The organism is Pseudomonas sp. SJZ131, from assembly GCF_007828705.1.
Taxonomy (GTDB): domain Bacteria; phylum Pseudomonadota; class Gammaproteobacteria; order Pseudomonadales; family Pseudomonadaceae; genus Aquipseudomonas; species Aquipseudomonas prosekii.
This window is the reverse complement of the sequence record NZ_VIVC01000005.1, coordinates 104,735-129,135: the sequence shown is the minus strand read 5'-3', so window position 1 is coordinate 129,135 and position 24,401 is coordinate 104,735. Positions and strand designations below refer to the sequence as shown.

At 60.5% G+C, this 24,401-nt stretch carries 19 protein-coding genes; 5 read left to right on the top strand and 14 right to left on the bottom strand.

Annotated elements, in window-relative coordinates; translation table 11 throughout:
• Positions 1-124 precede the first annotated feature (124 nt).
• From FBY12_RS21540 to FBY12_RS21490, 10 genes are all read right to left on the bottom strand, one after another.
• Positions 125-3,151 (bottom strand): multidrug efflux RND transporter permease subunit, encoded by a 3,027-nt coding sequence (locus FBY12_RS21540; RefSeq protein WP_145255750.1) that lies wholly within the window; start codon positions 3,149-3,151, stop codon positions 125-127.
• 13 nt (positions 3,152-3,164) lie between these two features.
• Positions 3,165-4,313: an efflux RND transporter periplasmic adaptor subunit gene (locus FBY12_RS21535; protein WP_145255747.1), complete on the bottom strand. Its 1,149-nt coding sequence runs from the start codon at positions 4,311-4,313 to the stop codon at positions 3,165-3,167.
• Between the two features lie 260 nt (positions 4,314-4,573).
• Positions 4,574-5,671, bottom strand: coding sequence for a DUF1513 domain-containing protein (locus FBY12_RS21530; protein ID WP_121733893.1), 1,098 nt, complete (start codon positions 5,669-5,671; stop codon positions 4,574-4,576).
• A 14-nt stretch (positions 5,672-5,685) separates the two neighbouring features.
• Positions 5,686-6,750, bottom strand: a complete 1,065-nt coding sequence (locus FBY12_RS21525; RefSeq protein ID WP_145255744.1) for an imelysin family protein — start codon at positions 6,748-6,750, stop codon at positions 5,686-5,688.
• Between the two features lie 30 nt (positions 6,751-6,780).
• Complete coding sequence (locus tag FBY12_RS21520; RefSeq protein WP_145255741.1) at positions 6,781-8,208, bottom strand: di-heme oxidoredictase family protein; 1,428 nt, start codon at positions 8,206-8,208, stop codon at positions 6,781-6,783.
• Between the two features lie 291 nt (positions 8,209-8,499).
• The gene (locus tag FBY12_RS21515; RefSeq protein WP_092278683.1) at positions 8,500-9,855 is read right to left on the bottom strand and encodes an imelysin family protein; all 1,356 of its coding nucleotides are present in this window, start codon (positions 9,853-9,855) and stop codon (positions 8,500-8,502) included.
• A gap of 302 nt (positions 9,856-10,157) precedes the next feature.
• Positions 10,158-12,209 carry a bifunctional diguanylate cyclase/phosphodiesterase gene (locus FBY12_RS21510; RefSeq protein ID WP_092278685.1) on the bottom strand — a complete coding sequence of 684 codons (2,052 nt, stop codon included), beginning with the start codon at positions 12,207-12,209 and terminating at the stop codon, positions 10,158-10,160.
• Positions 12,210-13,164: 955 nt separating this feature from the next.
• On the bottom strand, positions 13,165-13,761 hold the full coding sequence (locus tag FBY12_RS21500) for a superoxide dismutase (RefSeq protein ID WP_092278687.1): 597 nt from the start codon (positions 13,759-13,761) through the stop codon (positions 13,165-13,167).
• Positions 13,762-13,938: 177 nt separating this feature from the next.
• Positions 13,939-14,541, bottom strand: coding sequence for a LysE/ArgO family amino acid transporter (locus FBY12_RS21495; RefSeq protein WP_145255736.1), 603 nt, complete (start codon positions 14,539-14,541; stop codon positions 13,939-13,941).
• Between the two features lie 5 nt (positions 14,542-14,546).
• Positions 14,547-14,948 (bottom strand): ACT domain-containing protein, encoded by a 402-nt coding sequence (locus FBY12_RS21490; RefSeq protein ID WP_145255734.1) that lies wholly within the window; start codon positions 14,946-14,948, stop codon positions 14,547-14,549.
• A 95-nt stretch (positions 14,949-15,043) separates the two neighbouring features.
• On the opposite strand from FBY12_RS21490, the gene FBY12_RS21485 reads away from it, so the two are divergent.
• The 4 genes from FBY12_RS21485 (at position 15,044) to FBY12_RS21465 (ending at position 19,071) form a co-directional block, all read left to right on the top strand.
• Positions 15,044-15,937 carry a LysR family transcriptional regulator ArgP gene (locus FBY12_RS21485; RefSeq protein WP_145255731.1) on the top strand — a complete coding sequence of 298 codons (894 nt, stop codon included), beginning with the start codon at positions 15,044-15,046 and terminating at the stop codon, positions 15,935-15,937.
• Positions 15,938-15,991: 54 nt separating this feature from the next.
• Complete coding sequence (locus tag FBY12_RS21480) at positions 15,992-16,984, top strand: NAD(P)-dependent oxidoreductase (RefSeq protein ID WP_145255727.1); 993 nt, start codon at positions 15,992-15,994, stop codon at positions 16,982-16,984.
• Positions 16,985-17,079: 95 nt separating this feature from the next.
• Entirely contained in the window at positions 17,080-17,913 is an 834-nt protein-coding gene (locus FBY12_RS21475; RefSeq protein ID WP_121731326.1) for an ATPase, read from the top strand.
• Positions 17,914-18,240: 327 nt separating this feature from the next.
• A complete protein-coding gene (locus FBY12_RS21465) occupies positions 18,241-19,071 on the top strand; it encodes a cache domain-containing protein (RefSeq protein WP_371927511.1) in 831 nt (276 codons plus the stop codon).
• A 138-nt stretch (positions 19,072-19,209) separates the two neighbouring features.
• On the opposite strand, the gene FBY12_RS21460 is transcribed toward FBY12_RS21465, so the two are convergent.
• Together FBY12_RS21460 and pobA are read right to left on the bottom strand one after the other, a co-directional pair.
• Positions 19,210-20,727, bottom strand: a complete 1,518-nt coding sequence (locus FBY12_RS21460) for an MDR family MFS transporter (RefSeq protein WP_145255718.1) — start codon at positions 20,725-20,727, stop codon at positions 19,210-19,212.
• 78 nt (positions 20,728-20,805) lie between these two features.
• Entirely contained in the window at positions 20,806-21,990 is a 1,185-nt protein-coding gene (pobA, locus tag FBY12_RS21455) for a 4-hydroxybenzoate 3-monooxygenase (protein ID WP_371927524.1), read from the bottom strand.
• Positions 21,991-22,177: 187 nt separating this feature from the next.
• Here pobA and FBY12_RS21450 point away from each other — a divergent pair, with 187 nt between their 5' ends.
• Positions 22,178-23,074 (top strand): helix-turn-helix domain-containing protein, encoded by an 897-nt coding sequence (locus FBY12_RS21450; protein ID WP_145255712.1) that lies wholly within the window; start codon positions 22,178-22,180, stop codon positions 23,072-23,074.
• 9 nt (positions 23,075-23,083) lie between these two features.
• Here the strand turns inward: FBY12_RS21450 and FBY12_RS27705 are convergent, their stop codons facing one another.
• Together FBY12_RS27705 and FBY12_RS21445 are read right to left on the bottom strand one after the other, a co-directional pair.
• A complete protein-coding gene (locus FBY12_RS27705) occupies positions 23,084-23,260 on the bottom strand; it encodes a hypothetical protein (RefSeq protein WP_167370438.1) in 177 nt (58 codons plus the stop codon).
• 218 nt (positions 23,261-23,478) lie between these two features.
• Positions 23,479-24,384: a LysR family transcriptional regulator gene (locus FBY12_RS21445; protein WP_145255709.1), complete on the bottom strand. Its 906-nt coding sequence runs from the start codon at positions 24,382-24,384 to the stop codon at positions 23,479-23,481.
• Between the last annotated feature and the right edge of the window lie 17 nt (positions 24,385-24,401).

Sequence of the window (24,401 nt, the reverse complement as noted above, 5' to 3'; positions counted from 1 at the left end):
CCTACTGTTTTTTTGCCTTCTGTGGGAGCAAGGCTTGCCCGCGATGAACGATAACGCGGTGTAACTGACACACCGAGGCGCCTCAATCGCGGGCAAGCCTTGCTCCTACAGAGATTATGTAAGGTCAGGGTTTATCGGGTTTGGCCAGCAGCGTGTACACGCACGGCAACACGAACAGGGTAAACAGCGTGCCGATCGACATTCCCGTGGCGATCACCGTACCGATATCAAACCGGCTGACCGCGCCCGCGCCGCTGGCCAGAATCAGCGGCACCATGCCGAACACCATCGCCGCCGTGGTCATCAACACTGGCCGCAGGCGAATCGCCGCCGCTTCCTCCACCGCGTCACGCGGGCTCAGGCCCTTTTCCTTGCGCAGTTTGTTGGCGAACTCGACGATCAGAATCCCGTGCTTGCTGATCAAACCGATCAGCGTCACCAGCCCGACCTGGGTGTAAATGTTCATGCTCGACCAACCGAGGAACAGCGGAATCAACGCCCCGCAAATCGACAGCGGCACGGTCACCAGAATCACCAGCGGGTCGCGGAAGCTTTCAAACTGCGCCGCCAGTACCAGAAAAATAATCGCCAGCGCCAAGGCAAACGTCACCCACAACGCGCTTCCTTCCTGGACGAATTGCCGCGACGCGCCGCCGTAATCGAAGGCAAACCCGGCCGGCGCTTCTTCGCGGGCGATTTGCAACACGGTCTCGATGGCCTCGCCCATGCTCACCAGCGGAAACCCCGACAGCTTGGCCGCATTGAGTTGCTGGAATTGCTTGAGCTCCCTCGGTCGTGCGCGATCAGTCACGGTGATCAGAGTCGACAAGGGCAGCAATTCGCCCTGCGTGTTTTTCACGTAGTAGTTGTTGAGCCAGTCCGGGTTGTCGCGGAAGGCCCGCTCGACCTGGGCGATCACTTTGTAGCTGCGGCCCTCGATGGTGAATCGGTTGATTTCCGCCTCGCCCAGCAGGGTCGCCAGCGTGCCACCCAGATCCTGCATCGACACACCCATTTGGGCGGCTTTCGCGCGGTCGATATCAACCACCACTTCCGGTTTGTCGAACGCCAGGTCGAGGTCGACGAAAGCAAACTTGCCCGACTCGGCAGCGCGTTTTTTGATCCGATCCGCCACTTGCAGCAACAACTGGTAATCGTTGGCCGTGTTGATCACGAACTCGAACGGCAAGCCTTCGCCAGTGCCCGGCAGTGACGGCAGGTTGAAACCGAATATCTGCAGGCCCGGAATGCCTTCGAGTTTGCTTTGCACCTCGGGCAGGATCTGCATTTGCGTGCGGTCGCGCTCGTTCCACGGTTTCAGCAGGAAACCGCCAATCCCGGATTGCACACCGTTGTAGCCATTGATCTGGAACGACGAGTAGTACTCCGGGAATTGCTTGAAGTTCTCGATGAACTCGTCGGTGTAGGCATTCAGGTAATCAAGGTTGGTCGGCTGCGGGGCGGTGGCCATCATGAAAATGATGCCCTGATCCTCGTCCGGCGCCAGTTCGGTTTTGGTGAACTTGAGGAAAACCGGAATCAGGCACAGCACGATCACTGCGAACACCAACACCACCGGCCGCGTGTTGAGCGTGCCGTGGAGCATGCTTTGATAGCGGCGCTTGAGGCTTTCGAAGATCCGGTCGAGGCGATGCGCCAGGCCGCTGGGGTTTTCGTCGTGGCGCAGCAGCAGGGCGCACATCATCGGCGACAGCGTCAGGGCAACGATCCCGGAAATCACCACGGCACCGGCCAGCGTCAACGCGAATTCCTTGAACAACGCGCCGGTCAGGCCGGTGAGGAACCCAATCGGCGCATACACCGCCGCGAGGGTGATGGTCATCGAAATCACCGGCATGGCGATTTCTCGCGCGCCTTCAATCGCGGCGTCGAGCGGGGTTTTGCCTTCCTCGATGTGCCGGTGAATGTTCTCCACCACGACAATTGCGTCGTCCACCACCAGGCCGATGGCCAACACCATCGCCAGCAGGGTCAGCAGGTTGATCGAGTAGCCCATCATCTGCATGAAAAACATCACGCCGATCATCGACAGCGGGATCGTCACCACCGGAATCACCACCGAACGCAGGGCGCCGAGGAACAGGAACACCACGACGATGACGATCAGTACCGCTTCGAACAAGGTCTTGATCACTTCGTTGATCGAGGCCTGAATAAACAGTGTGGCGTCGTAGGCAATTTCGCTTTTCAGGTTGGGCGGCAACTGCGCTTCGAGCTCCGGCATGATCTTGCGCACTTCCTTGATCACGTCCAGCGGGTTGGCGCCGGGCGTTGCCTTGATGCCGATGTAGACCGACGGCGTACCGCCGAACGAGCTGATGGAGTTGTAGTTTTCGGCGCCCATTTCGACCCGCGCGACATCGCTGAGCAGCACGCGGCTGTCACCGTCGACCTTCAGCGGAATCGCCGCAAACGCCTCGGCGGACTTCAATTCGGTGTTGGCGTTGATGCTGGTGACCACGTACTCGCCTTTCACTTCGCCGGCGGCGGAGAGGAAGTTGTACTGGCGCACCGCGTTGGTCACGTCGCTGGCGCTCAGGCCGAAACCGGCAAGTTTTACCGGGTCGAGCCACAGGCGCATGGCGAACACCTGATTGCCGAGAATTTCCGCTTCGGCCATGCCCGGCAGCGTCGCCAGTTTTGGCTGGATCACCCGCGAGAGGTAATCGGTGATCTGCGGGTTGTTCAGTTCCTTGCTGAAATAACTGATGTACATCAGCGCCGAGGCATCTGCGGCTTCCTTGCTCAGCACCGGGTCTTCGGCGTCTTGCGGCAGCTGGTTTTTCACCTCGTTGGCCTTGGCCAGCAACTCGGTGAACAAGCGGTCGCTGTTGGCGCCGATGCGCGCGTAGATCGAAATCACCGAGAAATTCTGTCGACTCACCGAAGTCATGTAGTCGATGCCTTCGGCGCTCGCCAGGCTCTGCTGCATCGGCTGGGTGATGTAGCCCTGGATAGTTTCGGCGTTGGCGCCGGGGTAGGCCGTGGTCACCGTGATCAGGGCGTTTTCCATTTGCGGGTATTGGCGCAGCGGCAGCTTGCTCCAGGCCTGGAAGCCCAGCAGCACAATCAGCAGGCTGACCACGGTGGCGAGCACCGGGCGGCGGATGAACGGATCGGTAAAAGCCATGCGGATTCCTTGATCAGTCAGTGCGTGGCTGACTGTTCTTATCGGTCAGGGTCTTGTCGTCGCTGATTGCAATGTGCGCGCCGTTGTCCAGTTTGAGCTGGCCGGCGGTGACCACTTGTTCGCCGTTCTGCACGCCTTTGTTGATCATCACCCAGCCATCACGGCGCTCGCCGGTTTCGATGAAGCGGCGTTCGGCGATCAGGATCGGTTGGCCCTGATCATCTTTTTCGACGCTGCCATCCTCGGCTTTTTTCTGTCCGACCACGTAGAGCGAATTGCCGTAAAGGGTGTAGGTGATCGCGCTTTCCGGCACGACGATGTGCGCTTGCGGGTCTGGCAGCAGCACTTGCAGGCTGGCGAACATACCCGGCAACAGTTTGCCGTCCGGGTTGGCGAGGGTGGCCCGCACGAGGATGTTGCGGGTGCTGTTCTCGACTTTCGGGTTGATCGCGCTGATGGTCCCGGCGAAGCTTTCGCTCGGATAGGCCGAAACGATCACCTGCACCGGTTGGCCGAGGGCGATTTTCGGCACCGATTGCTCGGGCAGGAAGAAGTCGACATACAGGCTGCTGAGGTCTTGCAGGGTGGCGATCATGGTGCCGCTGGCGAGGTAGTCGCCGACGTCCACCTGGCGAATGCCGATGGTGCCGCTGAACGGCGCGAGAATGCGTTTTTTCGCCAGCGAGGCCTTGAGCTGATTGACCGTGGCTTTGTTCTTTTGCAATTGCGCGGAGAGCCGGTCGAACTCGCCTTTGGAGATCGCGCGGCTGTCGACCAGTTGACTGCCGCGACCGAAATCCAGCTGGGCCAAACCGAGGTCAGCCTGGGCGGTTTCGAGCAGGGCGCTTTCGACCGCGCTGTCGAGTTGCAGCAGCGGCTGGCCGGCCTTGACCTTCTGCCCGGATTCGAACATCAGGTCTTTGACGGTGCCGGCAATCTCCAGACTGAGGTTGACCCCTTGCAACGCCTTGAGCGTGCCCACCGTGGGCAAGCGCATTTGCCACGGCTGTTCGGCGACCGTGGCCACGGCAACACTGATGGGCGGTTTCGGTTTGGAGAACCCCTGAATCATCGTGTAGACCGAAAACGCTTTGTAAGCGCCCAGAACCAACACGATCAGCAGCACAACCCCCAGCATGATCAGCATGCGGCGACGCAGCATATTTCCACTTCCTTGGAGAAAATCAGGTGAGACAGGCGCTGACATTACTCCGAGTGTGGCAGTGAATCCAACTGCTGCTTTTTGCCATCTGGCTTTGCCTGAAGCCAATCCCTGTGGCGAGGGGGCTTGCCCCCGTTCGGCTGCGTAGCAGTCGTGAAACCGGCGAATGCGTGATCACTGCAGGAATGCAGGGGAGCGCTTCGCACTCCAACGGGGGCAAGCCCCCTCGCCACAGGGGCAATGTGCACAGGAGGGCGTTTTCAGATCAGGTGAAGATGGTTGTCCCAGAGCCCTGCCGGCAGGTCCAGCGGTTTGGCCACCAACTCAGCCTGACGACAATCGTAATAGCGGCAACGCCCCTGACCTGAGGTCACCACAAAACCGTCGGCCACCGCGCCAACCCCGGCGCAGTCCGGCAGCGGCGCATCGAGGCGCACTTCGCCGCTGTCCAGGTCCCAGATGAAAAACCGGTTACCGCGCGGCGCGGTCAACGCCACCAGCCGCAGATCGCTGTGCACCGCGACGCTCGCGGTGTAATGCCCCATCGCCTGCAACTGATGTTCCGGCACCGGGAACGCCACGAACGGCTGGCCCGGACGCTTGATCGCCAGCAGCTCCGACGATTCATGGGACGGCCCCATGAATTGCTGGCCGGCGACAATCGTGCCGTCGCTGGCGATGCCCATGTGGCGCACGCTGTTCATTTGCTGGGCGAGGGTTTCCTTGCTCAGCAACGTGCCGTCGCGCTGCATCAATACCAGGCTTGGCTCCATGGCATTCAGGTTCATCTCGACGCGGCTTTCGGCCTCGGTGCGAATCCCACCGTTGGCCACCACCAGGGTTTCGCCGTCAGGCATCCATGACACCTGATGCGGGCCGATGCCGTGAGTGGCAATCTCGCCGCTGTGGATAAGTCGCTCGCCCTCGAACTTATACACACCGAGCAAGCCACGGCCCGGATCGGACGTGTCGTTCTCGGTCGCGTATAAAAACTCGCCATCCTTGTGAATCACCGCGTGCCCGTAGAAATGCCGGTTCGGCCGCGAGGTGACGGTTTGCAGCAGCGTGCCGTCGCGCAGGTCGATCAGGTAACTCTCGGTGCCCGGCCGCCGCGCGACAAACAGCGCGATTGGCAGCGTCGGGTGATTGATGATGTCGTGGCAGCGCTGGCCGACTTCGGTGGCGAACACCCGCGTACCATCCAGCCGATAGCCGACGGCGTAATGCTTGCCGTCGGTATCGTCGCGCGCCGACAACAGCAGCGGGCTTTTGTCCTTCTGTTTGAACAGCGTCCAGCCGCCCAGCGTCACTGCTCCCAGCAGCAAACTACCTAAAGTCAGAGCCTGACGTCGCAGCATGGCACTCGTCCTCATCAGTCACCGTCGTTGGCGTTGAAGCCCAGTTGAATGCCCAGCGCCTTGGCCAGTTCGCCTTCGTGCAGGCGATGGACGACGTTGAGGCTGTCGTAGATATCGTTGAGTTGCTGGCGCCCGGCATCGTCGTTGAGCATTTCGCTGAGCGAGCGCTGGTTGCTGGCGAACAGTTTCAAGGAGGCGGCATAAGCGGCGTCGATCTTGTCGGCCAACGGCTTCTGTTCGCTTGGCAACAGACCGCGCAGGCCTTGGTTGTCGACACCTTCCCAGACCGTTTTGGCGGCGGCAAGGCTGGCTTCCAGAGCGGTCAGCGAAGACGCGCTGCGCCATGCATCGGCCTGGAACGGTTGCGGCACGCCTTTGCTCTGGCGGCCCATCGGCGTGCCGAGTTTTTTCTTCAGGCTGTCGAGGGCGGTGACTTGCACGCGCAGCAGGTCGGCGATGGCTTCGTGGGAATCGGCGTAACGCTGATTGGGGAATTTGCTCATCTGCGCGAGCATGCCGTCAGTGTTGTTCCAGCTCTGCAGAATCTCTTCGGCGAGAAGTTTCTGGTGCTCGCCAATCGCTTTGAGCAGCGGGCAATACTTGGCTTTCTGCTCTTCGTTGGCAACGTCAGGCTTGCTGTCGAAGAGGATGTATTCGTAAGCCGACAGGCCTTGCACGACGACGCTGGATTTCGCCAGCGCAGCGGCATCGATCTGTGGCTGGGCGATCACCAGTTGCTCGACCTGACGGCCGACGAGGTTTTTCTTGTCCGGCCAGAACTGCACCGACCAGGCGCGATTGCCTTCCGCCAACGGCCCGATCAGCAGCGGTTGCAGCTGTGCCCAGGCTTTTTGCGCGTGGAGGAAATCCTTGCGCGCGGTGTCGAGGGTTTCCTTGCCTTCGCAGTAGGCGAGGGCGCTGACGGCCAATTGGCGATCGGCTTCAACCCAGCGCGTGTAGGTCGGCAAAATGACCGATTTGGCGATGGCGGCCGAGGTCACGGCTTGCGGGTCTTGCGGCGAACAGGCGCCGAGGGCGAGCGCTGCAAGGCTGGTGAACAACAATTTGGGACGGAACATGTCGGGCTCCCGATTCTTTTATAAAAGTGTTTAAAGAGAATTCAAAAACGCCAGCAACGCAGCGCGCTGCTCGGCATTGAACGCTAAAACCTGTTGCTGCGCCGCCGTCGCTTCGCCGCCATGCCAGAGCACGGCTTCAAGTAGATTGCGCGCGCGTCCATCGTGCAAAAACTGGGTGTGGCCGCTGACCGCTTGCGTCAGGCCAATACCCCACAGCGGCGGGGTACGCCAGTCGCGGCCACTGGCCTTGAATTCGGTGCGGTTGTCGGCCAGGCCGTCGCCCATGTCATGCAGCAGCAGATCGCTGTAAGGGCGAATCACTTGATTGGCCAGTTCAGGTTCGGCGGCGTCGGCACGGGTGGTGTATTTCGGTGTGTGACAGGACTGGCAACCAGCCTGGAAAAACAGGTTTTTCCCGGCCAGCACCTGCGGCGCATTGACCTCGCGGCGAGCGGGCACGGCGAGGTTGCGGCTGTAGAACAGCACCAATCGCAGAATGTTGTCGCTGACTTCCGGTTCGCCGTCGGCGCCGTTGCCGTTGGGCGCCTGTTTGCACGCGGTTTGCGTCTCGGTGCAATCGTCGAAGGGCCGCAGGCTGGTGGTCAGGCCCATGTCGCCAGAGAACGCGTGGACGTTTTGCTGATTGAGGTTCGGTTGTCCGGCCTTCCAGCCAAATCGTCCGAGCACGGTTTTTTGCTGTGTATCGTCCCATACCTGGTTCGGCCGGCCGGCAATGCCGTTTGTGTCTTTTGCCTGCGCTTGCGCATTGGCGAGGATCGCTTCGTCGGGGATCGCTTCGAGCAGGCCGAGGCCGATCATCGGCGGCGCGACGCGGGCCGAAAAGCGCGTGTCGGGGTGCATCGGGCCGTAGCCGAGTTGGCTGATCTGCAGCGTCGGTTTGCGCAGTTCGACTTCGCTGCCGTCCTTGAAGCGCACCGGCACCGGCGTGTAGTCAACGCGGACCTTGCCTTCCGGCACCACGCCGGGCACCGACATGTCCTGGAACTGGCCGCCATAGACCGGCTCCGGGACCACGCCGAGTTGCTCGATGACTTTGGCGTAGGCGGGCGCATCGGGAATCGACAGGCGCACCAGCATCGACACGGCGTTCGGCGCATCAGGCGTCGGCGGATGCCCGCGACCGTCCTTGATGTGGCAGTTCTGGCAAGCGTTGGTGTTGAACAGCGGCCCGAGGCCATCGCGCGCCGTGGTGGTCGACGGGGCGATCACCCACGGGTTGCGGAAGAAACTGTTGCCGACGCTGAAATCCACGCGCCGCGAGGGCGGCAGATTGGCCGAGGGCAGCGAGAAGGCATTCTGATCGGTCTTGCGCACCGTCGCGCCGCCACCGGACCGCGCTTCACCGGGTTCGGCCTGGGTGAAACGCGGGGCGTCATCGCAGGCACTCAGGCCCAGGGCCATGAACAGGGTGCACCAGCGAAGAGGCAGCGACGGCATCAGAATTCCTGACGGGCGAGCAAAATATGGGTCGCAAAGTCTAACAGGGCGGGGGGGATTGAATAAGAGGAATTATCGTTTGGTTGACGTGGGGCAGGTTTCCCCGAATACCACGGTCACTGCGATCCAATGTGGGAGCGAAGCTTGCTCGCGAAAGCGGCGTGTCAGTCGCTAAAGATGTTGCATGTTAGGCCGTCTTCGCGGGCAAGCCTCGCTCCCACAATGGATCGTGTTTGTGGCGGACATAAAAAAGGCGACCCGAAGGTCGCCTTTTTACTCGGCCAGCGTTGATCAGAATTCGTGATCAGCGTTGTCCGGGTTGAGGTCGCTGATCCCCAGTTTGCCAGCGGCGGCTTCGATCGAACCGGTCTGCTTGACCAGCGATGCGATGGCGTCGCGGACGATCTGGTTGCCAGCGGTATTGCCGGCGGCGATCAGTTGGTCGTAGTGCTCACCCTTGTTGGCGTGATCGACGATGACCTGCATCTTCGCTTCGGTGGCTTCCAGGTCAGCTTTCAGCGCGGTGTCTGCGGCTGGGTCAGCCTTGGCCACCAGCGACGACAGGCTGGCGCCGGTCATTTTGGTGCCGTCAACGCGGGTGTATTCGCCCAGGTAGACGTTACGAATGCCTTTGGCATCGTAAAACTGCGAGTTGTGCGTGTTGTCGCTGAAGCAGTCGTGTTCGTCTTCCGGGGAGTTGGCTTCCAGGGAAACCTTCATGCGCTCGCCCGCCAGTTCGCCCAGGGACAGGCTGCCCATGCCGAAGAGCATTTTGCGCAGGCCGCTTTCGCCTGGCTCGGCTTCCAGCGTGGCGCGGTAGTTGTCAGCCACGTTCGGCTTCCAGTTACCGACCATTTCTTCGAGGTCGCTGACCAGCAGTTGGGTCACGGATTTCAGGTAAGCGCGACGACGATCGTTATGCCCGCCAGTTGCGCCTTTGCCTTCCAGGTAGTCGGAAGCAGGACGGTTGCCCGCGCCAGGGCCGGTGCCGTTGAGGTCTTGGCCCCAGAGCAGGAATTCGATGGCGTGGTAGCCGGTCGCCACGTTGGCTTCGGAACCGCCCAGCTCGTTCAGGCTGGCGAGTTTTTCCGGGGTGATGTCCTTGACGTCGATCTTGTCTTCGCCAACCTGAACCTGAGTGTTGGCGATGATGTTGGCCGTGGCGCCCGGGTTACCCAGTGCGTGTTCGTAGGATTTGTCGACGTAGTCGATCAGGCCTTCGTCCAGTGGCCAAGCGTTCACCTGACCTTCCCAGTCGTCGATGATGGTGTTGCCGAAGCGGAACACTTCGCTCTGCAGGTAAGGTACACGTGCCGCAACCCAGGCAGCCTTCGCGGCTTTCAGGGTCTCGGCGTCCGGCTTGGCGAGGAAAGCGTCGACGGCGGTTTGCAGGGTTTTCGCGGTAGATTCGGCATCGCTGTAAACGGCGAAGACGACGTCAGCGTAATGCGCGACAACGGCTTTGGCCGCGGCTTCGTCGACTTTGCCGGCGGCGGCTGGCGCAGTGGCGGGTGCCGCTGGCGTCGCGGTGCTGGCGGCCGGGGTCGGCGTTGCTGGCGCGGCGGCCTTGTCTTTGCCTTCGCCGCAACCGGCGAGGGAAATAGCGATGGCCAACAGACTGGCGGTAGCCAGAGGCATACGAATCATGGCGAACATCCTGCTTCGATGGGGGGTGGAATGGCGCCCGGAGGCGCGCAAAGCTGCGACATAATGCAAATCTTTCGCATTATGTGTAAAGGGTTGTGCTTGGAAATATTTCTTATTCAGGAGGGATAGTGCGATAGATCAAAAGATTGTGGCCCTGTAGCAGCTGGCGCAGCCTGCGTTCGGCGGCAAAGGCGTCGTGAAATCATGCACTTTAGTGTGTCAGGCAGACCGCAGCGCCTGGATTTACGACGGCTGCGCCGCCGGACGCAGGCTGCGCCAGCTGCTACATGGGACCGCGGGGGTCAGAGGATCGCGGCGTTGCTGCGTTGGGCCTGCTTGAGGTAGGCGCTCAATTCGCGCGCCGGCAGCGGTTTGCTGTAGTGGTAACCCTGACCTTCGTGGCAGCCCTCGGAAATGATGTACGCCTCTTGTTCGGCGGTTTCCACGCCCTCGGCGATCACCTGCATGCCGAGGCTCTTGCCGAGCTGAATGATTGCGCGAACGATGGTCGCGTCATCGTCGTCATCGAGCAGGTCCTGAACGAAGCTTTTGTCGATCTTGATCTTGTCCAGCGGCAGGCTTTTCAGGTAGCTGAGGGACGAGTAACCGGTGCCGAAGTCATCAATCGCAATCAACGCGCCGGAGCGCCGCAGGCTGAGCAAATGCTGGGCGGCGGTGCTGATGTCTTCCATCAGGCCGGTTTCGGTGACTTCCAGTTCCAGGCTGCGCGGCGGCAGGCGATAGATCTGCAGCAGGTTGTTGACCACCCTCGGCAACTCGGCGTGGTGCAACTGCACGGTGGACAGGTTGACCGCCATGCGCAGGTCGGCGAACCCTTGGTCATGCCAGTCGCGCAGCTGTTTGCAGGCCTGATCGAGCACCCATTCGCCGATGGCGATGATCGTGCCGTTCTGTTCGGCCAGCGGGATGAACAGGTCTGGCGGCACCAAACCGTGCTCGGGATGCTGCCAGCGAATCAACGCTTCGACGCCGACCACGCGATGGTCGCGATAGCTGATCTGCGGCTGGTAGACGAGGTAAAACTGGTTGCGGGTCAGCGCATCGCGCAGGTCTTTTTCCAGTTCGCGGCGACGGCGCATCTCGCTGTCGACGCTGGCGATGTAGAACTGATAACGGTTGCGCGAGCGGGTTTTCGCCAGCGTCATGGTCTGCTCGGCTTTTTGCAGGAGCTTCTCGGTACTGTCGCCATCCTCCGGAAAAAGAGTGATGCCGATGGTCGCGCGCAGGCGGATTTCCTGATGATCGAGGGCAAACGGCGCTTCCAGATCGTCGAGGATGCTTTGCGCCAGTTCCGCCGCTTCGTAGGGTTGTTCGATGTCGGCCTGCACCAGCGCAAACTGGTCGCCGCCCAGGCGGGCGAGGGCGCCGAGGCGACCACTGTGGCCGCGCAGGCGATCAGCCAGCGCCAACAGCAATTGGTCGCCGGTCTGGTAGCTGAATTGTTCGTTGATGCCTTTGAAGTCATCCAGGCCCACCACCAGCACCGCAACGCGGCGTTGCAACTTGCCGGCGTCGACGAGGATTTTGTCCAGTTGTTGCTGCAATTGCTGGCGGTTCGGCAGGCCGGTGAGGAAGTCGTATTGGGCCATGCGCAGCAAGCTGTTTTCAGCTTCGTGGCGCAAATGGGTGTTGCGCTCGATGGATTCGAGCAACTGGTTGGCGGTGTTGATCCAGATGCCCAGTTCGTTCTTTTCGTGGCCCTTGAGCAGGGGGATTTTGTGTTCGCTGGGGCGATCGGGATTGATTTCGGTCAGGTGTTCGATGATCCGCGACAGCGGTTTGGTCAGCAGCCAGTGGTAAACCAGGTACAGCACCAGGCCCATGGCGAGGGCGCGCAATACGCCAGAGATGAAGATGATGACCGAGCTGACGATGAAACCCTGGCCATAGGTGGCAGTGTCGAGGGTAATGCTCAGGTCGCCGTAATATTCGCTGTACGGGCCGCGACCCACCAGTTGGGTGGTGAAGGTGCGTTCCTGGCCGAGGATCAAGTCGGTCAGCCAGCGGCTGTCGGAGTGCTGCAGTTCGCGGGATTTTTGCGCGAGCATGGCTTCGTTGGGATGGCCGATGGAGGCTTTGCGCACGGCGTCGTCCTGGAACAGGCCTTCGATGACTTGCATGCCCATTTCGCGGTCGAGGCTGTAGACGGCTTGCGTCGAGGGGTCGCGGAACATGTCGAGGATGCGTTCGGCATCGCCGGCGACGGCTTGGCGTGTTTTGTAGGCATCGAAGACGATTTGCGCGCAGCTCAAGACTACCCCGACGATCAATGCCGACAGGAGCACGACCCGGAGCAACTTCACCGACAAGCTGTTCTTGAGTTCCAGCTTCAAAGGGTTATTCCTTGTTCCGTGCGGGTAGCATCAAGTTGCCATGAGTATTGGCAATCCCGTGGTGGCAGTCAAAGGGACATTTCAGCCGTGGGGGTTTTCCTGTTGTTTGGGTTTTTTCCGGGGTTTGGGTTTTGTCCTGTTTGTAGTGTGTCGGGTGGTTTGGGGTTGGACTTGAGGCGGTTTTTGGGTTTTTTTTGGGCGTTGGGTTGATGGTAGTTGGGTGTGGCTGGGGGGCAAGCTGGATTTGTCTGGTTTTGGTGTAGGAAATTGGGTTGGGCTTTGGGGCTTGGCGGCCTTTGGGCCGACCATGTTCTTGGGGGTTGGGGGCATATCCGTTGCTGCGGGTGGGGCGGATGGCGGTTTCGCTCTTACAGCGAGTGACTTTTTCAGACGCCAAAAAGTAACCAAAAGGCTTTGCCCCGGCGTTCGGCCCCTCGCTTGGGCTCGGGGTTCCTTCGTTCCGGTGTCGATCTGGGGGCATCGCCTACGGTCTGCTTCGCTACGACCTCCTCTCGATGCGTTCGGCTTCGCCAAACGGCGCTTCGCGCCCACCCCCAGATCAACACCTCCTCTCAGCCTGCCGAAGGGGCAACACGGCAAGATCAAGAGCTGCAGGCGAGCTAACGCTCGGCCTGTTGAGTGGTGAGAAGCACAGCGGATCTGCGTTTGATTTTGCCTTTGTAGGAGCGAGGCTTGCCCGCGAAGGCGTCCTGACAGACGACCTGGTTTTCCCGAAAACACCCAAATCCACTGTGGGAGCAAGGCTTGCCCGCGAAGGCGTCCTGACAGACGACCTGGTTTCCCCGAACACGCCAAAATCCCCCTGTGGGAGCAAGGCTTGCCCGCGATGACGCCCCAACAATCCCCCCCAATCCCCCCGCCAATCCCACAATCCCATTTCCCATCACCCATAAAAAAACCCGACCTGAGCCGGGTTTTTTTCTGTCATTCGATCTTAAGCAGTGAAGGTTTTGCCTTCGAATTGCTCAGCGACGAACTTCCAGTTGACGAGGTTCCAGAACGCTTCGACGTATTTCGGACGAACGTTGCGGTAGTCGATGTAGTAGGCGTGTTCCCAGACGTCGCAGGTCAGCAGCGGGGTGTCGCCGCTGGTCAGCGGGTTGCCGGCGCCGATGGTGCTGGCGAGGGCCAGGGAACCGTCAGCTTTTTTCACCAGCCAGCCCCAGCCGGAACCGAAGGTGCCGATGGAGGTTTTGCTGAATTCTTCTTTGAACTTGTCGAACGAACCGAACGAAGCGTTGATGGCTTCAGCCAGTGCGCCGGTTGGTTGGCCGCCGGCGTTTGGCGCCAGGCAGTTCCAGTAGAAGGTGTGGTTCCAGACTTGAGCGGCGTTGTTGAAGATGCCGCCCGAGGAAGATTTGACAATTTCTTCCAGGGTCTTGCCTTCGAACTCGGTGCCTGGCACCAGGTTGTTCAGGTTCACGACGTAGGTGTTGTGGTGCTTGTCGTGGTGGTATTCCAGGGTTTCCTTGGAAATGTGCGGCTGCAGGGCATCGTGTGCGTAGGGCAGCGGCGGCAATTCGAAAGCCATGATGATTCTCCTAATCAGGTCAGTTGCGGTGAGCGCAAGGCCGATCACGGGCGGCCAGACAAGCGCCGGGGAGTTTGTACTCTTTGCGGCGCATCGAACCGGATCATAGCACCGGGGGTGCGGCATAACCACGCAACAACTGTGTGGAATAGAGGTTCCAGAGCCTTTTGGAATAAATCACGTGCTGATGATTAATTGCGCTGCCACGGTGAACATCATCAGGGCCACCAACAGGTCGAGGATCCGCCAGGTGCTTGGCCGCGCCAGCCACGGGGCCAGCCATGCGGCGCCGAGGGCGAGGGTGAAGAACCATAATAAAGAAGCACTCGCCGCGCCGACGACGTAGGCGCCGGGTTCGGTTTGTTGCGCGCCCAACGAGCCGATCAGCAGAACGGTGTCGAGGTAGACGTGCGGGTTGAGCAGCGTCACCGCCAGCGCACTCAGCAGCACCGCGCGTAGTGAGCGCACAGTCTGGTTTTCGCTCTGTTGCAGGCTCTGTTTCGAACAGGCGCGGCGCAGGGCCAGGCTGCCGTACCAAATCAGGAATACCGCGCCGCCCCAACGTGCGACGGCGAGCAATGTCGGGTTGTGCGCGAGCACCGTCGCCAGTCCGAACACCCCGGCCGCCACCAGCAGCGCATCGCACACCACGCACAGCGCCGCGACTGGCAGGTGATGTTCGCGGCGCAGACTTTGCGCGAGCACGAAGGCGTTTTGCGTGCCGATCGCCATGATCAAACCGGCTGCGACCAACAGGCCGTTTACGTAGCTTTGCCACATATTTTCTACTCCGCGTTGGCTGCCAGTTCCCGCAGGACGTGCAGGGCGCGTTCGGCGTCGGTTTGGCCGACGAATAAATGATCGTGGTAGAAACCGGCGATCACGTTACAACTGATCCCGGCCTTGCCCAGTGCCGTGGCGAACGCGGCGGTCAGGCCCACGGCTTCGAGGGCCGAGTGCACGTTCAAAGTGATCCACGCGGCGACGTAGTCGAAGCTCAGACCGGCCTGTTCGGCGTGGGAACGTTCGAGGATCACGGTCAGACCTTCCTGTTCGCGGAAGCTGCCGATGATCTCGACGCCCGCCGGCAATGTGCCGTCCGCCAAGGTGCAAAACACGTATTCGCCGGCGTTGAGTTGCGGGCTCATGCTGCGCAGCAATGTTGCCAGTGAAGTTTCGCCAGCCATGTCGATGGTCCTTGGGAAGAGTTGTTGCTGGCCATTCTCCGGTGCGCCGTTGTATAAGAAAAACCAATAGTGCTGATCGCTCATTAGGAAAACTGATGTTCGACTATAAATTGCTTTCCGCGTTGGCCGCCGTGGTCGAACAGGCCGGATTCGAACGTGCCGCGCAGGTGTTGGGGTTGTCGCAATCGGCGATTTCCCAGCGGATCAAATTGCTCGAAGCGCGGATTGGCCAACCGGTGTTGGTGCGGGCGACGCCGCCAGCGCCGACTGACATCGGTCGGCGTTTGCTCAACCATGTGCAGCAGGTGCGCCTGCTTGAGCGGGATTTGCTGACGCTGGTGCCGGCGCTGGATGAAGAAGGCCTGCCGGAACGCCTGCGCATCGCCCTCAATGCCGACAGCCTCGCCACTTGGTGGGCCGATGCGGTGGGGGATTTCTGCGCCGAGCAACATTTGCTGATGGACTTGGTCGTGGAAGACCAGACCGTCGGCCTCAAACGCATGCGCGCCGGGGAAGTGGCGGCGTGCCTATGTGCCAGCGAACGCCCGGTGGCCGGGGCGCGCAGCGTGTTGCTGGGCGCGATGCGCTATCGGGCATTGGCCAGCCCGGCGTTCATTGCCCGACATTTCCCCGAAGGTGTGCGCGCCGAGTTGTTACCACGCACCCCGGCGCTGGTATTCGGCCCGGACGATTTCCTCCAGCATCGCTACCTCGCGTCACTCGGCGTCGACGGTGGTTTCGAACACCATTTATGCCCATCGTCCGAGGGTTTTATCCGCCTCACGGAAGCCGGGCTCGGCTGGGGCCTGGTGCCGGAATTGCAGGTCCGCGAGCAATTGCAACGGGGCGAACTGCTGGAGCTGCTGCCAGATAAGCCGATCGATGTGCCGCTGTACTGGCATCATTGGCGCAATGGCGGTCAGTTGCTGGGGTTACTCACTGACCAATTGGTCCGTTCGTCGAAGCAATGGCTAGTGCCGTTGGACTGACGGGCAGCGTCAAGACTCACGCATTACGCAAAACGAAAGACATCGGAGCTTTAAATGAAAATTCTGGTCACCGGCGCAAGCGGCTTCATCGGCGGACGCTTTGCGCGTTTTGCCCTCGAGCAGGGCATGGACGTGCGGGTCAACGGGCGCCGGGCCGAGGGTGTTGAGCACTTGGTGCGCCGTGGCGCCGAGTTTGTTCAGGGTGATTTGAGCGATTCGCAGTTGGTGCGCGACCTCTGTTCGGACGTCGACGCGGTGGTGCATTGCGCTGGCGCCGTCGGTTTGTGGGGGCGTTATCAGGACTTTCATCTGGGCAATGTCCAGGTCACCGAAAATGTCGTCGAAGCCTGTCTCAAACAGCGCGTTCGACGCCTGGTGCATTTGTCCTCGCCGTCGATCTACTTCGATGGCCGCGACCATCTGGGCCTGACCGAAGAACAAGTGCCCAAGCGCTTCAAACATCATTACGCGGCGACCAAGTACCTGGCCGAGCAGAAGGTCTTCGGCGCTCAGGAATTTGGCCTCGAAACCATCGCCCTGCGCCCGCGTTTCGTCACCGGCGCCGGTGACATGAGCATCTTCCCGCGCCTGCTGAAGATGCAGCGCAAGGGCCGTCTGGCGATTGTCGGCAACGGCCTGAACAAGGTCGATTTCACCAGCATGCAAAACCTCAACGAAGCACTGCTCAGCAGTTTGCTCGCTGGCGGTTCGGCGTTGGGCAAGGCCTACAACATCAGCAATGGGACACCGGTGCCGTTGTGGGATGTGGTGAATTACGTGATGCGAAAAATGGACGTGCCACAGGTCACGCGGTATCGCTCCTACGGACTGGCCTACAGCGTCGCGGCGCTGAATGAGGGCGTGTGCAAACTCTGGCCGGGTCGCCCCGAGCCGACGTTGTCGCGTCTGGGCATGCAGGTGATGAACAAAAATTTCACCTTGGACATCAGCCGCGCCCGGCATTATCTGGACTACGATCCGAAAGTCAGCCTGTGGGCCGCCCTCGATGAATTCTGCGTGTGGTGGAAAGCGCAGGATATTCACTGAGGAACCGAGTTTCGGGTTGGCAGTCAACCCTTGCGGCAGTGGGGGTTATACTGCGCCGCATTCAAGTCATCACCGTGTTCCCAAAGGTTGATTCAATGTCCATGCGTAACGATGCCAACGACGATTTCGATGTACCGAGCCTGCGTGCCGACAGCCTCGACGACGATGATTTTCCACCGACCGTGCGCAATGTGGTGCATTCGCGCCCGGCGCCGGTGGTGAAAGTCAAAAGCGCCAGCACCGGGCCGTTGTGGGCATTGGTCGGCGCATTGTTGTTCGCTTTCGCCGGTCTGGCGTGGTGGAGCTTTCAGCAGATTTCGTTGATGGAACAGCAATTGGTTGCAACGCAGGAAAGCTTCGCTCGGATCAGTGAAGAAGCGGCGGGGCGTTTGCAGGATATTTCCGGCAAGGTCGTCGCCAGCCAGACCAACGTCAGCACTGACAGTGAAGCGCTGAAGCAGCAGATCAAGGCACTGGAAAGCAAACTGCTGGAACAGAGCCAGGCCCAGCAAGGCGTGGTGGGGCAGGCCAGCGATCTGGACAAGCGCCTGGCGCAGATCACCGCGCAAGCCACCGCGCAAACAGCGACCGATACGCAATTGCAGGCTCAGGTGAAAACCTTGAGCGATGAACTGACTGCGCTGAAAAACGCCCCGGCAGACACCAGCAAAGTCGATGCCGAGATTAAAAGCCTGAGTGCTGACGTCGCGGCGCTGAAGAAACAGGGCAACCCGAGCGCTGCGATCGATCGCCTGGAACAGGACATTGTCGTGCTCAAAAGCGAGCAGGAAAACCGTCCCGCGCCGACGCCCGGCGGCACCAACACCGCTGAATTCGACGCCTTCCGCGCGCAGACCACGCGCAACATCAACACCCTGCAAGCGCAGATCCAGAACCTGCAGCAACAACTGAATGCGCGGGCCAAATAACCCGGCACGCAAACTCTGTAGCGAATAGTTTTTGTGGCGAGGGGGCTTGCCCCCGTTCGGCTGCGAAGCAGTCGTGAAAAATTCCGGATGTGGTGTTGGGCAGGTTTATGAGGGGGGGAGCGCTTTGCGCTCCGACGGGGGCAAGCCCCCTCGCCACAGGCAAACGCCCACTCACGGGAAATCTTCTTGCCACAGGCTCGTGTTACATCCCCGAACAACTGCGCCCGCCTGAATATCCAGCCATATCGCCAACCCCGTCTACGCTCTTCAAACATCAATAAGAACGAGGGATGGGCTATGGGGGTTGTGCACAGGTTTGTCAGGCTGATGGCGATGCTGTTGCTGGGTTCAGGTTTGGGCCTCAGCCAAGCCCAGGCCGCTACGCCAGCGAAGGATGACGGCGAGGCGGCCCGGGCGTTGCTGGAAAAGGCTTTGGCGTATTACCACGACAACGGCGACAAGGCGTTCGCGGCGTTCAGCCGTCAGGGCGAGTTTGTCGACAAGGATCGTTACGTCTTCGTCGTCGACACCCAAGGCGTGATGCTCGCCAGCGGTGGGCCGTCCTCGGCGTTGATCGGCCGCGATGTCTCCGCGACGCTGCCGCCGGATTTGCAGAAAGCCTTCAAGGATGCGCTGAAAGTGCCGGAAGGCAACGGCATCCAGCAAGCCGAATACCGTTGGCAGAACTGGGCTGACGGCAAGGTCGAACGCAAACATGTGTTCTATCAACGCGTCGGCCAGCGCATTCTCGCGGTCGGTTACTACCTGCCACGCGCCTCGGCGCAACAGGCTCAGGCCTTGCTCGATAAAGCTGCGGCTGATCTGGCCAAGGATGAAAAAGGCACGCTGACGGCGATCAACTCGCTCAAGGGCGGCTACTTGCAGGACGATCTGTACGTGTTTGTGGTCGACCTGGATAACCAGCGTTATGTCGGCCACGGCACCAATCTGCGGCTGATCAACACCGACTTCGGCAAGATCAACGACCCGGAAGGCAAACCGGTCGGCGCGCCGATTCTGGCGTTGATGGCCAAGCAGGACAGCGCTGAATACGAATACCGCTGGAAAAACCCGGTCACCGGCAAGATTGAGGACAAACACGCGTACCTGAAAAAGGTCGGGCATTTTCTGGTGGCAGTCGGGTATTACAGCCCTTGAGGTGATGCGGCATATTTGAGGACGCCTTCGCGGGCAAGCCTCGCTCCTACAAGTGATCGTTGACGGACAAAAAGCAGGTGAACGATAAAGATCCACTGTGGGAGCGAGGCTTGCCCGCGAAAGCCGCGCCTCGGTCCTTCATCGAACCTTATCCTCACGCCCCCGCAGCAGCATATTCGGCATCGCCACTGCCGCCGCCAGCCCCAGCAACGACACTGCCGCGCTGACCATCAACAAATGCCGAAAGGTCACCAACAATTCCGCGCGCAAGGCATTCTGCGCATCGCCCGGCGCCGCGTTCAAACCGTCGAGCAGGACGTTCCCGGAATTGCCTTCGCCGACCAGCGCCGAGCCGGTCAGGTGAGCGAAACTCGAATCCTGCAACAACGCCAGCAGCAGCGCCGACATCAACGCCACGCCCATCGCGCCGCCCAGCGAGCGGAACAGATTGGTGGTGCTGGTCGCCACACCGATATCCCGTTGCTCCACCGAATTCTGCGTGCCGACCAATGACGTCGGGAACTGCATGCCACCGGCGATCCCGCTGAGCAGCATGAATAAACTGCTCATCAACAGTGCCTGTGGCGGACTGAACGCCATCCCCAGGATCGAAATCGGCATCAGCAGCGCGCCGGTCAAAATCATCGGCTTATAACGACCGGTCACCGAAGTGCGGCGTCCGGCGAAATAGGCGCCAATCGGCAAGCCCATCGCCAGCGGCAGCAGGTGCAGCGCGGCGCTGTCGGCCCCGGCGCCAGTGACGCTCTGGAAGCGCAGCGGCATCAACACGATCAGCGAAATCGCCTGGAAACTGGTGAAGAAAATCGTGCACCAGCAGAGGATCGCGTTGCGATTGGCGAACAAATGCATCGGCAGCAGAGGCTCGCGCGCCCGGCGTTCATGCCAGACAAACACCGCCAGCACCGCCACCGCACAACCGAGCAAACCGAGAACTTCGGTGCTGCGCCAGGAATGCCCCTGACCGACTTCGGTGATGCCCAGCAGCAACGCGGTCAGACCGATGATCATCAACAGCGTGCCGAGGTAGTCGATGATCGGTTTGCGCTGCGGCACCGGCAGCCCCACCAACGTGCGATTGGCCACCAGCCACGCGCCGACGCCCAGCGGCAGGTTGATCAGAAAGACCCAGCGCCATGACAGGTATTCGGTCATGTAGCCGCCGAGCACCGGCCCGGCGACGCTGGCCACCGCGTACATGCTGCTGAAATAACCCTGATAACGACCGCGCTCGCGCGGCGGGACGATGTCGCCGATGATCGCCTGGCTGACCGAAATCATCCCGCCGGCGCCGATGCCCTGAAGGATTCGCGCCAGCACCAGTTGCTCCATGCTCTGCGCCATGCCGCAAAACAACGAAGCCACGGTGAACAGGCCCATGCCGAACAGCATCAACTTGCGCCGGCCGTACAAATCACCGAGCTTGCCGTAAATCGGCACTGCCACGGTCATCGCCACCATGTAACCGGAAATCACCCAGGCCAGCAGGCTGACATCCTTGAACTGTGCGGAAATCGCCGGCATCGACACGGCGACGATGGTCTGGTCCAGCGCGCCGAGGAAAATCGCCAGCATCAGGGCGATCAGCACACTGCGAATGGCGGGTTTGGGCGGGTCGGGCTGGTTCAGATCGGTCACGGGTAAAACCTGCGGGCAGTGATTGACCCGCAAGGGCAAGGCGAGCGGGAATGCTCGCCAGTGTAAGTCGATAGCAAGCTATTCGATAGCCTCGTAGGGGAGCCCTACGTAATTTTCTGCAATGGTTTTTCGCCCGGCTTCGGAGTGCACAAAGTAGTCCAGTTCCGAAGCGCTGATGCGCTGGCTGAACGCATCGTGATCGTCAAAACGGTGCAGCATCGAGGTCATCCACCAGGAAAAACGCTCGGCTTTCCAGACGCGGCGCAGGCAGATTTCCGAGTATTTATCGAGCAACTCCAGACGCCCGTCGCGGTACACCTTCAACAGAATATTGAACAAGGTGCTGACGTCGCTCGCTGCCAGGTTCAAGCCTTTGGCGCCGGTTGGCGGGACGATGTGCGCGGCGTCGCCGACGAGGAACATGCGCCCGTATTGCATCGGCTCGACGACAAAACTGCGCAGCGGCGCGATGCTTTTCTCGATCGATGGCCCGGTCACCAGTTTGTTTGCGAGCGCTTGCGGCAGGCGCGATTTCAGTTCATCCCAGAAGCGCTGATCGGACCAATCCTCGACCTGTTCATCGGCGGGCACTTGCAGGTAATAGCGCGTGCGCGTCGCCGAACGCATGCTGCACAGGGCAAAACCGCGTGGGTGACGCGCGTAGACCAGCTCGTCGTGGACCGGCGGGGTGTCGGCGAGAATCCCCAGCCAGCCAAACGGATAAACCCGTTCGAAAATCTTCAGGCAGTCGGCGGGAATCGACTGGCGCGCGACGCCGTGGAAACCGTCGCACCCGGCGATGTAGTCGCAATCGACGCGCCAGGTTTCGCCGTCCTTTTCGAACGTGACGTAGGCTTCGTCGCTTTTCATCCCCTGCGGGACGACATTGCTGGCTTGATAAATCGTCTGCGCGCCGGCGTCCCGACGGGCGGCCATGAGGTCGCGGGTGACTTCGGTCTGGCCGTAGATCATCACGGTTTTGCCGTCGGTGAGTGCCTGCAAATCGATGTGCAGCAATTGATCATCCAGCGCCAGTTCGAAGCCGCCGTGCACCAGGCCTTCGGCGTCCATGCGCTGACCCACGCCAGCCTCGCGCAGCAGCTCTACCATGCCTTGTTCGAGGACGCCGGCGCGGATTCGGCCGAGCACATAATCGGGCGTCTGGCGTTCAATAATCAGCGTGTCGATGCCGGCGTTGTGGAGCAATTGGCCGAGCAATAAACCGGACGGGCCGGCGCCAATGATGGCGATTTGGGTCTTCAACGTTTTCATTGTTTTTATGACTCGCAAGCTTCACGCGACCATGGCCGGTGAATGATTTTTATGGATCGAGTGCTTGCATTTTTCCCTCCTGAGTCTGTCAACTGAAGGTGAAAACTGAGTTGAAAGCTGTACATTCTGCCAATCGGTGCGATTATCGCCCGTCTACTCCGAGGCCTGGATTGAAGTGATGAACAAGCCTGACCTGCCTTCGATTCCGGTGTTCAAGCTCTACGGTGAAAGCCTGGATTGGCCGACCCCGGACTTGTTGCACTGTGAAACCATTTCCAAACGCAGCCGCGAACATCAATGGGAAATCAAACCCCACCGCCACGCTGATCTGTGCCAGTTACTCTTCGTTTTCAAAGGTCAGGCAGAGCTTGAACTCGAAGGCAAACGCACACAATTGACCGAACCGGCGATGCTGATCCTGCCGCCGTTATCGGTGCACGGTTATCGATTTTCCGAGGACGTCGAAGGGTTTGTCGTGACGCTCGCAGCGCCGCTGGTCGCGCATTTGCAGGCGCAACTGGGCAATTCGGTGAACGCGCTGGCCCAGGCCGAAAGTTATCCGGCGGGCAAGGACAGCGCCTACCTCAACAGCCTGTTCAGCGCGCTGCAAAGCGAATACACCGGCCATCAACCGGCGCGCGAAATGCTCATGCATTCGCTGGTCAGCGTGATCATGGTCTGGGTCAGTCGCCAGGTGCTTTCGCGGCGCAATGCCACCGAACGGCCGCAGCGTGCGCGCGAATACCTCAACGGTTTTATTCAACTGGTGGAAGAGACGTATCGCCAGCACGTCAAGGTCGAAGACCTCGCGCATCGGCTGGGGATTTCCGTGTCGCACCTTAACGGCACTTGTCGCGAATTGGCCGGACAACCGGCCTTGCAGATCATGCACGAGCGGCAGTTGCTCGAAGCCAAGCGCTTGCTGACCTACACCAGCATGACCATTTACGAAATGTCTGACGTGTTGGGGTTTTCCGATCCTACAAACTTCACGCGTCTGTTCCGACGTCGCGTGGGGATTTCGCCCAAAGCGTTCCGCGACCGTTTGAAGGCCGATCAGGACAACGAGGCTTGACGCTCTTCGTCAACGAAGCGCGTTAAGCGAAGCGTTGTGCGGAATGCAGCGCTCGAAATTGCAGCTAGCGTATTCGCGGGGCAGTTGTCGCAACTGCTCGACCCGCCAGGCTGCGGTGCCGTACAACGCCAACGTCGCCGTGCAGGTGACGAAAATGGCGAGGTATCTTCTTGTTTTGATGTTCATGGCGTAGACCTCTGAACCAATACCCTTGGGTACTTGTATTCAGCATAGGTCAGCGCTCATGAGTTGCCAGCCTGCCAGGTTCTGTAAGTGCCGCGACATTCAGAGGATTGATCAACCACTGTGGGAGCGAGCTTGCTCGCGATAGCGATTGTTCATCCAACATTAATGCTGACTGACCCACCGCTATCGCGAGCAAGCTCGCTCCCACATTGATCCTTTTAGAGGCCGATATCCCAGGCGGGTTCTTCGGGGAATCGCAGCACCAGGAAATCCAGCATGCTGCGCATGGTCGCCGGCATGTGCTTGCGCGAGGCGTACACCGCATAGATGTGCATCTCGCGCGGTACCGCGTGAGGCAGCAGACGGATCAGTTCACCGTTGTGAATGTGCACGCCCGCCTGATAACTCGGCAGCATCGCCACGCCCGCGCCGTCCAGCGTCGCGCGCAATAAGGTGCTGGCCTCGTTGGCGCTGATGTTGCCCTGCACCGGCACCGACACTTGCTCGCCATCCTCTTCGAAGTGCCAGAGACTTTTGCCGAAATAGGAGTGCGTCAGGCAATTGTGCTGGCTCAAATCCTCGACCCGTTGCGGCGTCGGTTGTTCGGCCAGATAAGCCGGTGCGGCGCACACTAGCGAACGACACACCGTCAGTCGGCGCGCAATCAGGTTAGGGTCGAGGTCGTTGCTGGTGCGAATCGCCAGGTCGATGCGCTCATCCACCAGATTCACTGTGCGGTCGAGCATTTGCAGGTCGATGCTGACGCCGGGGTAGCGCTTGACGTAAGCGGCCATGGCGTCGGCCAGTTGCGCCTGGCCGAACGAGGTGCTGACGCTGATCCGCAGCAGCCCGCGCGGCGCTTCATCCGGTTCGCTGATGGCGGCCTGCATGTCGGTCGACAAGTCGAGCATCTGCCGACAGCGCGGGAGGATTTCGCTGCCGGCTGCGGTCAGGCTCAATTTGCGTGTGGTGCGGTGCATCAATCGCGCGCCGACCCAGTCCTCGAGTTCCGCCAGATACCGCGAAACCACGGGCCGCGACAGGTCCAGGTGATCGGCGGCGGCCGACTGGCTGCCGAGGTCAACCACCGAGACGAACACCTGCATTGCTTGAAGCCGATCCATGATTTGCCCACTTTTAG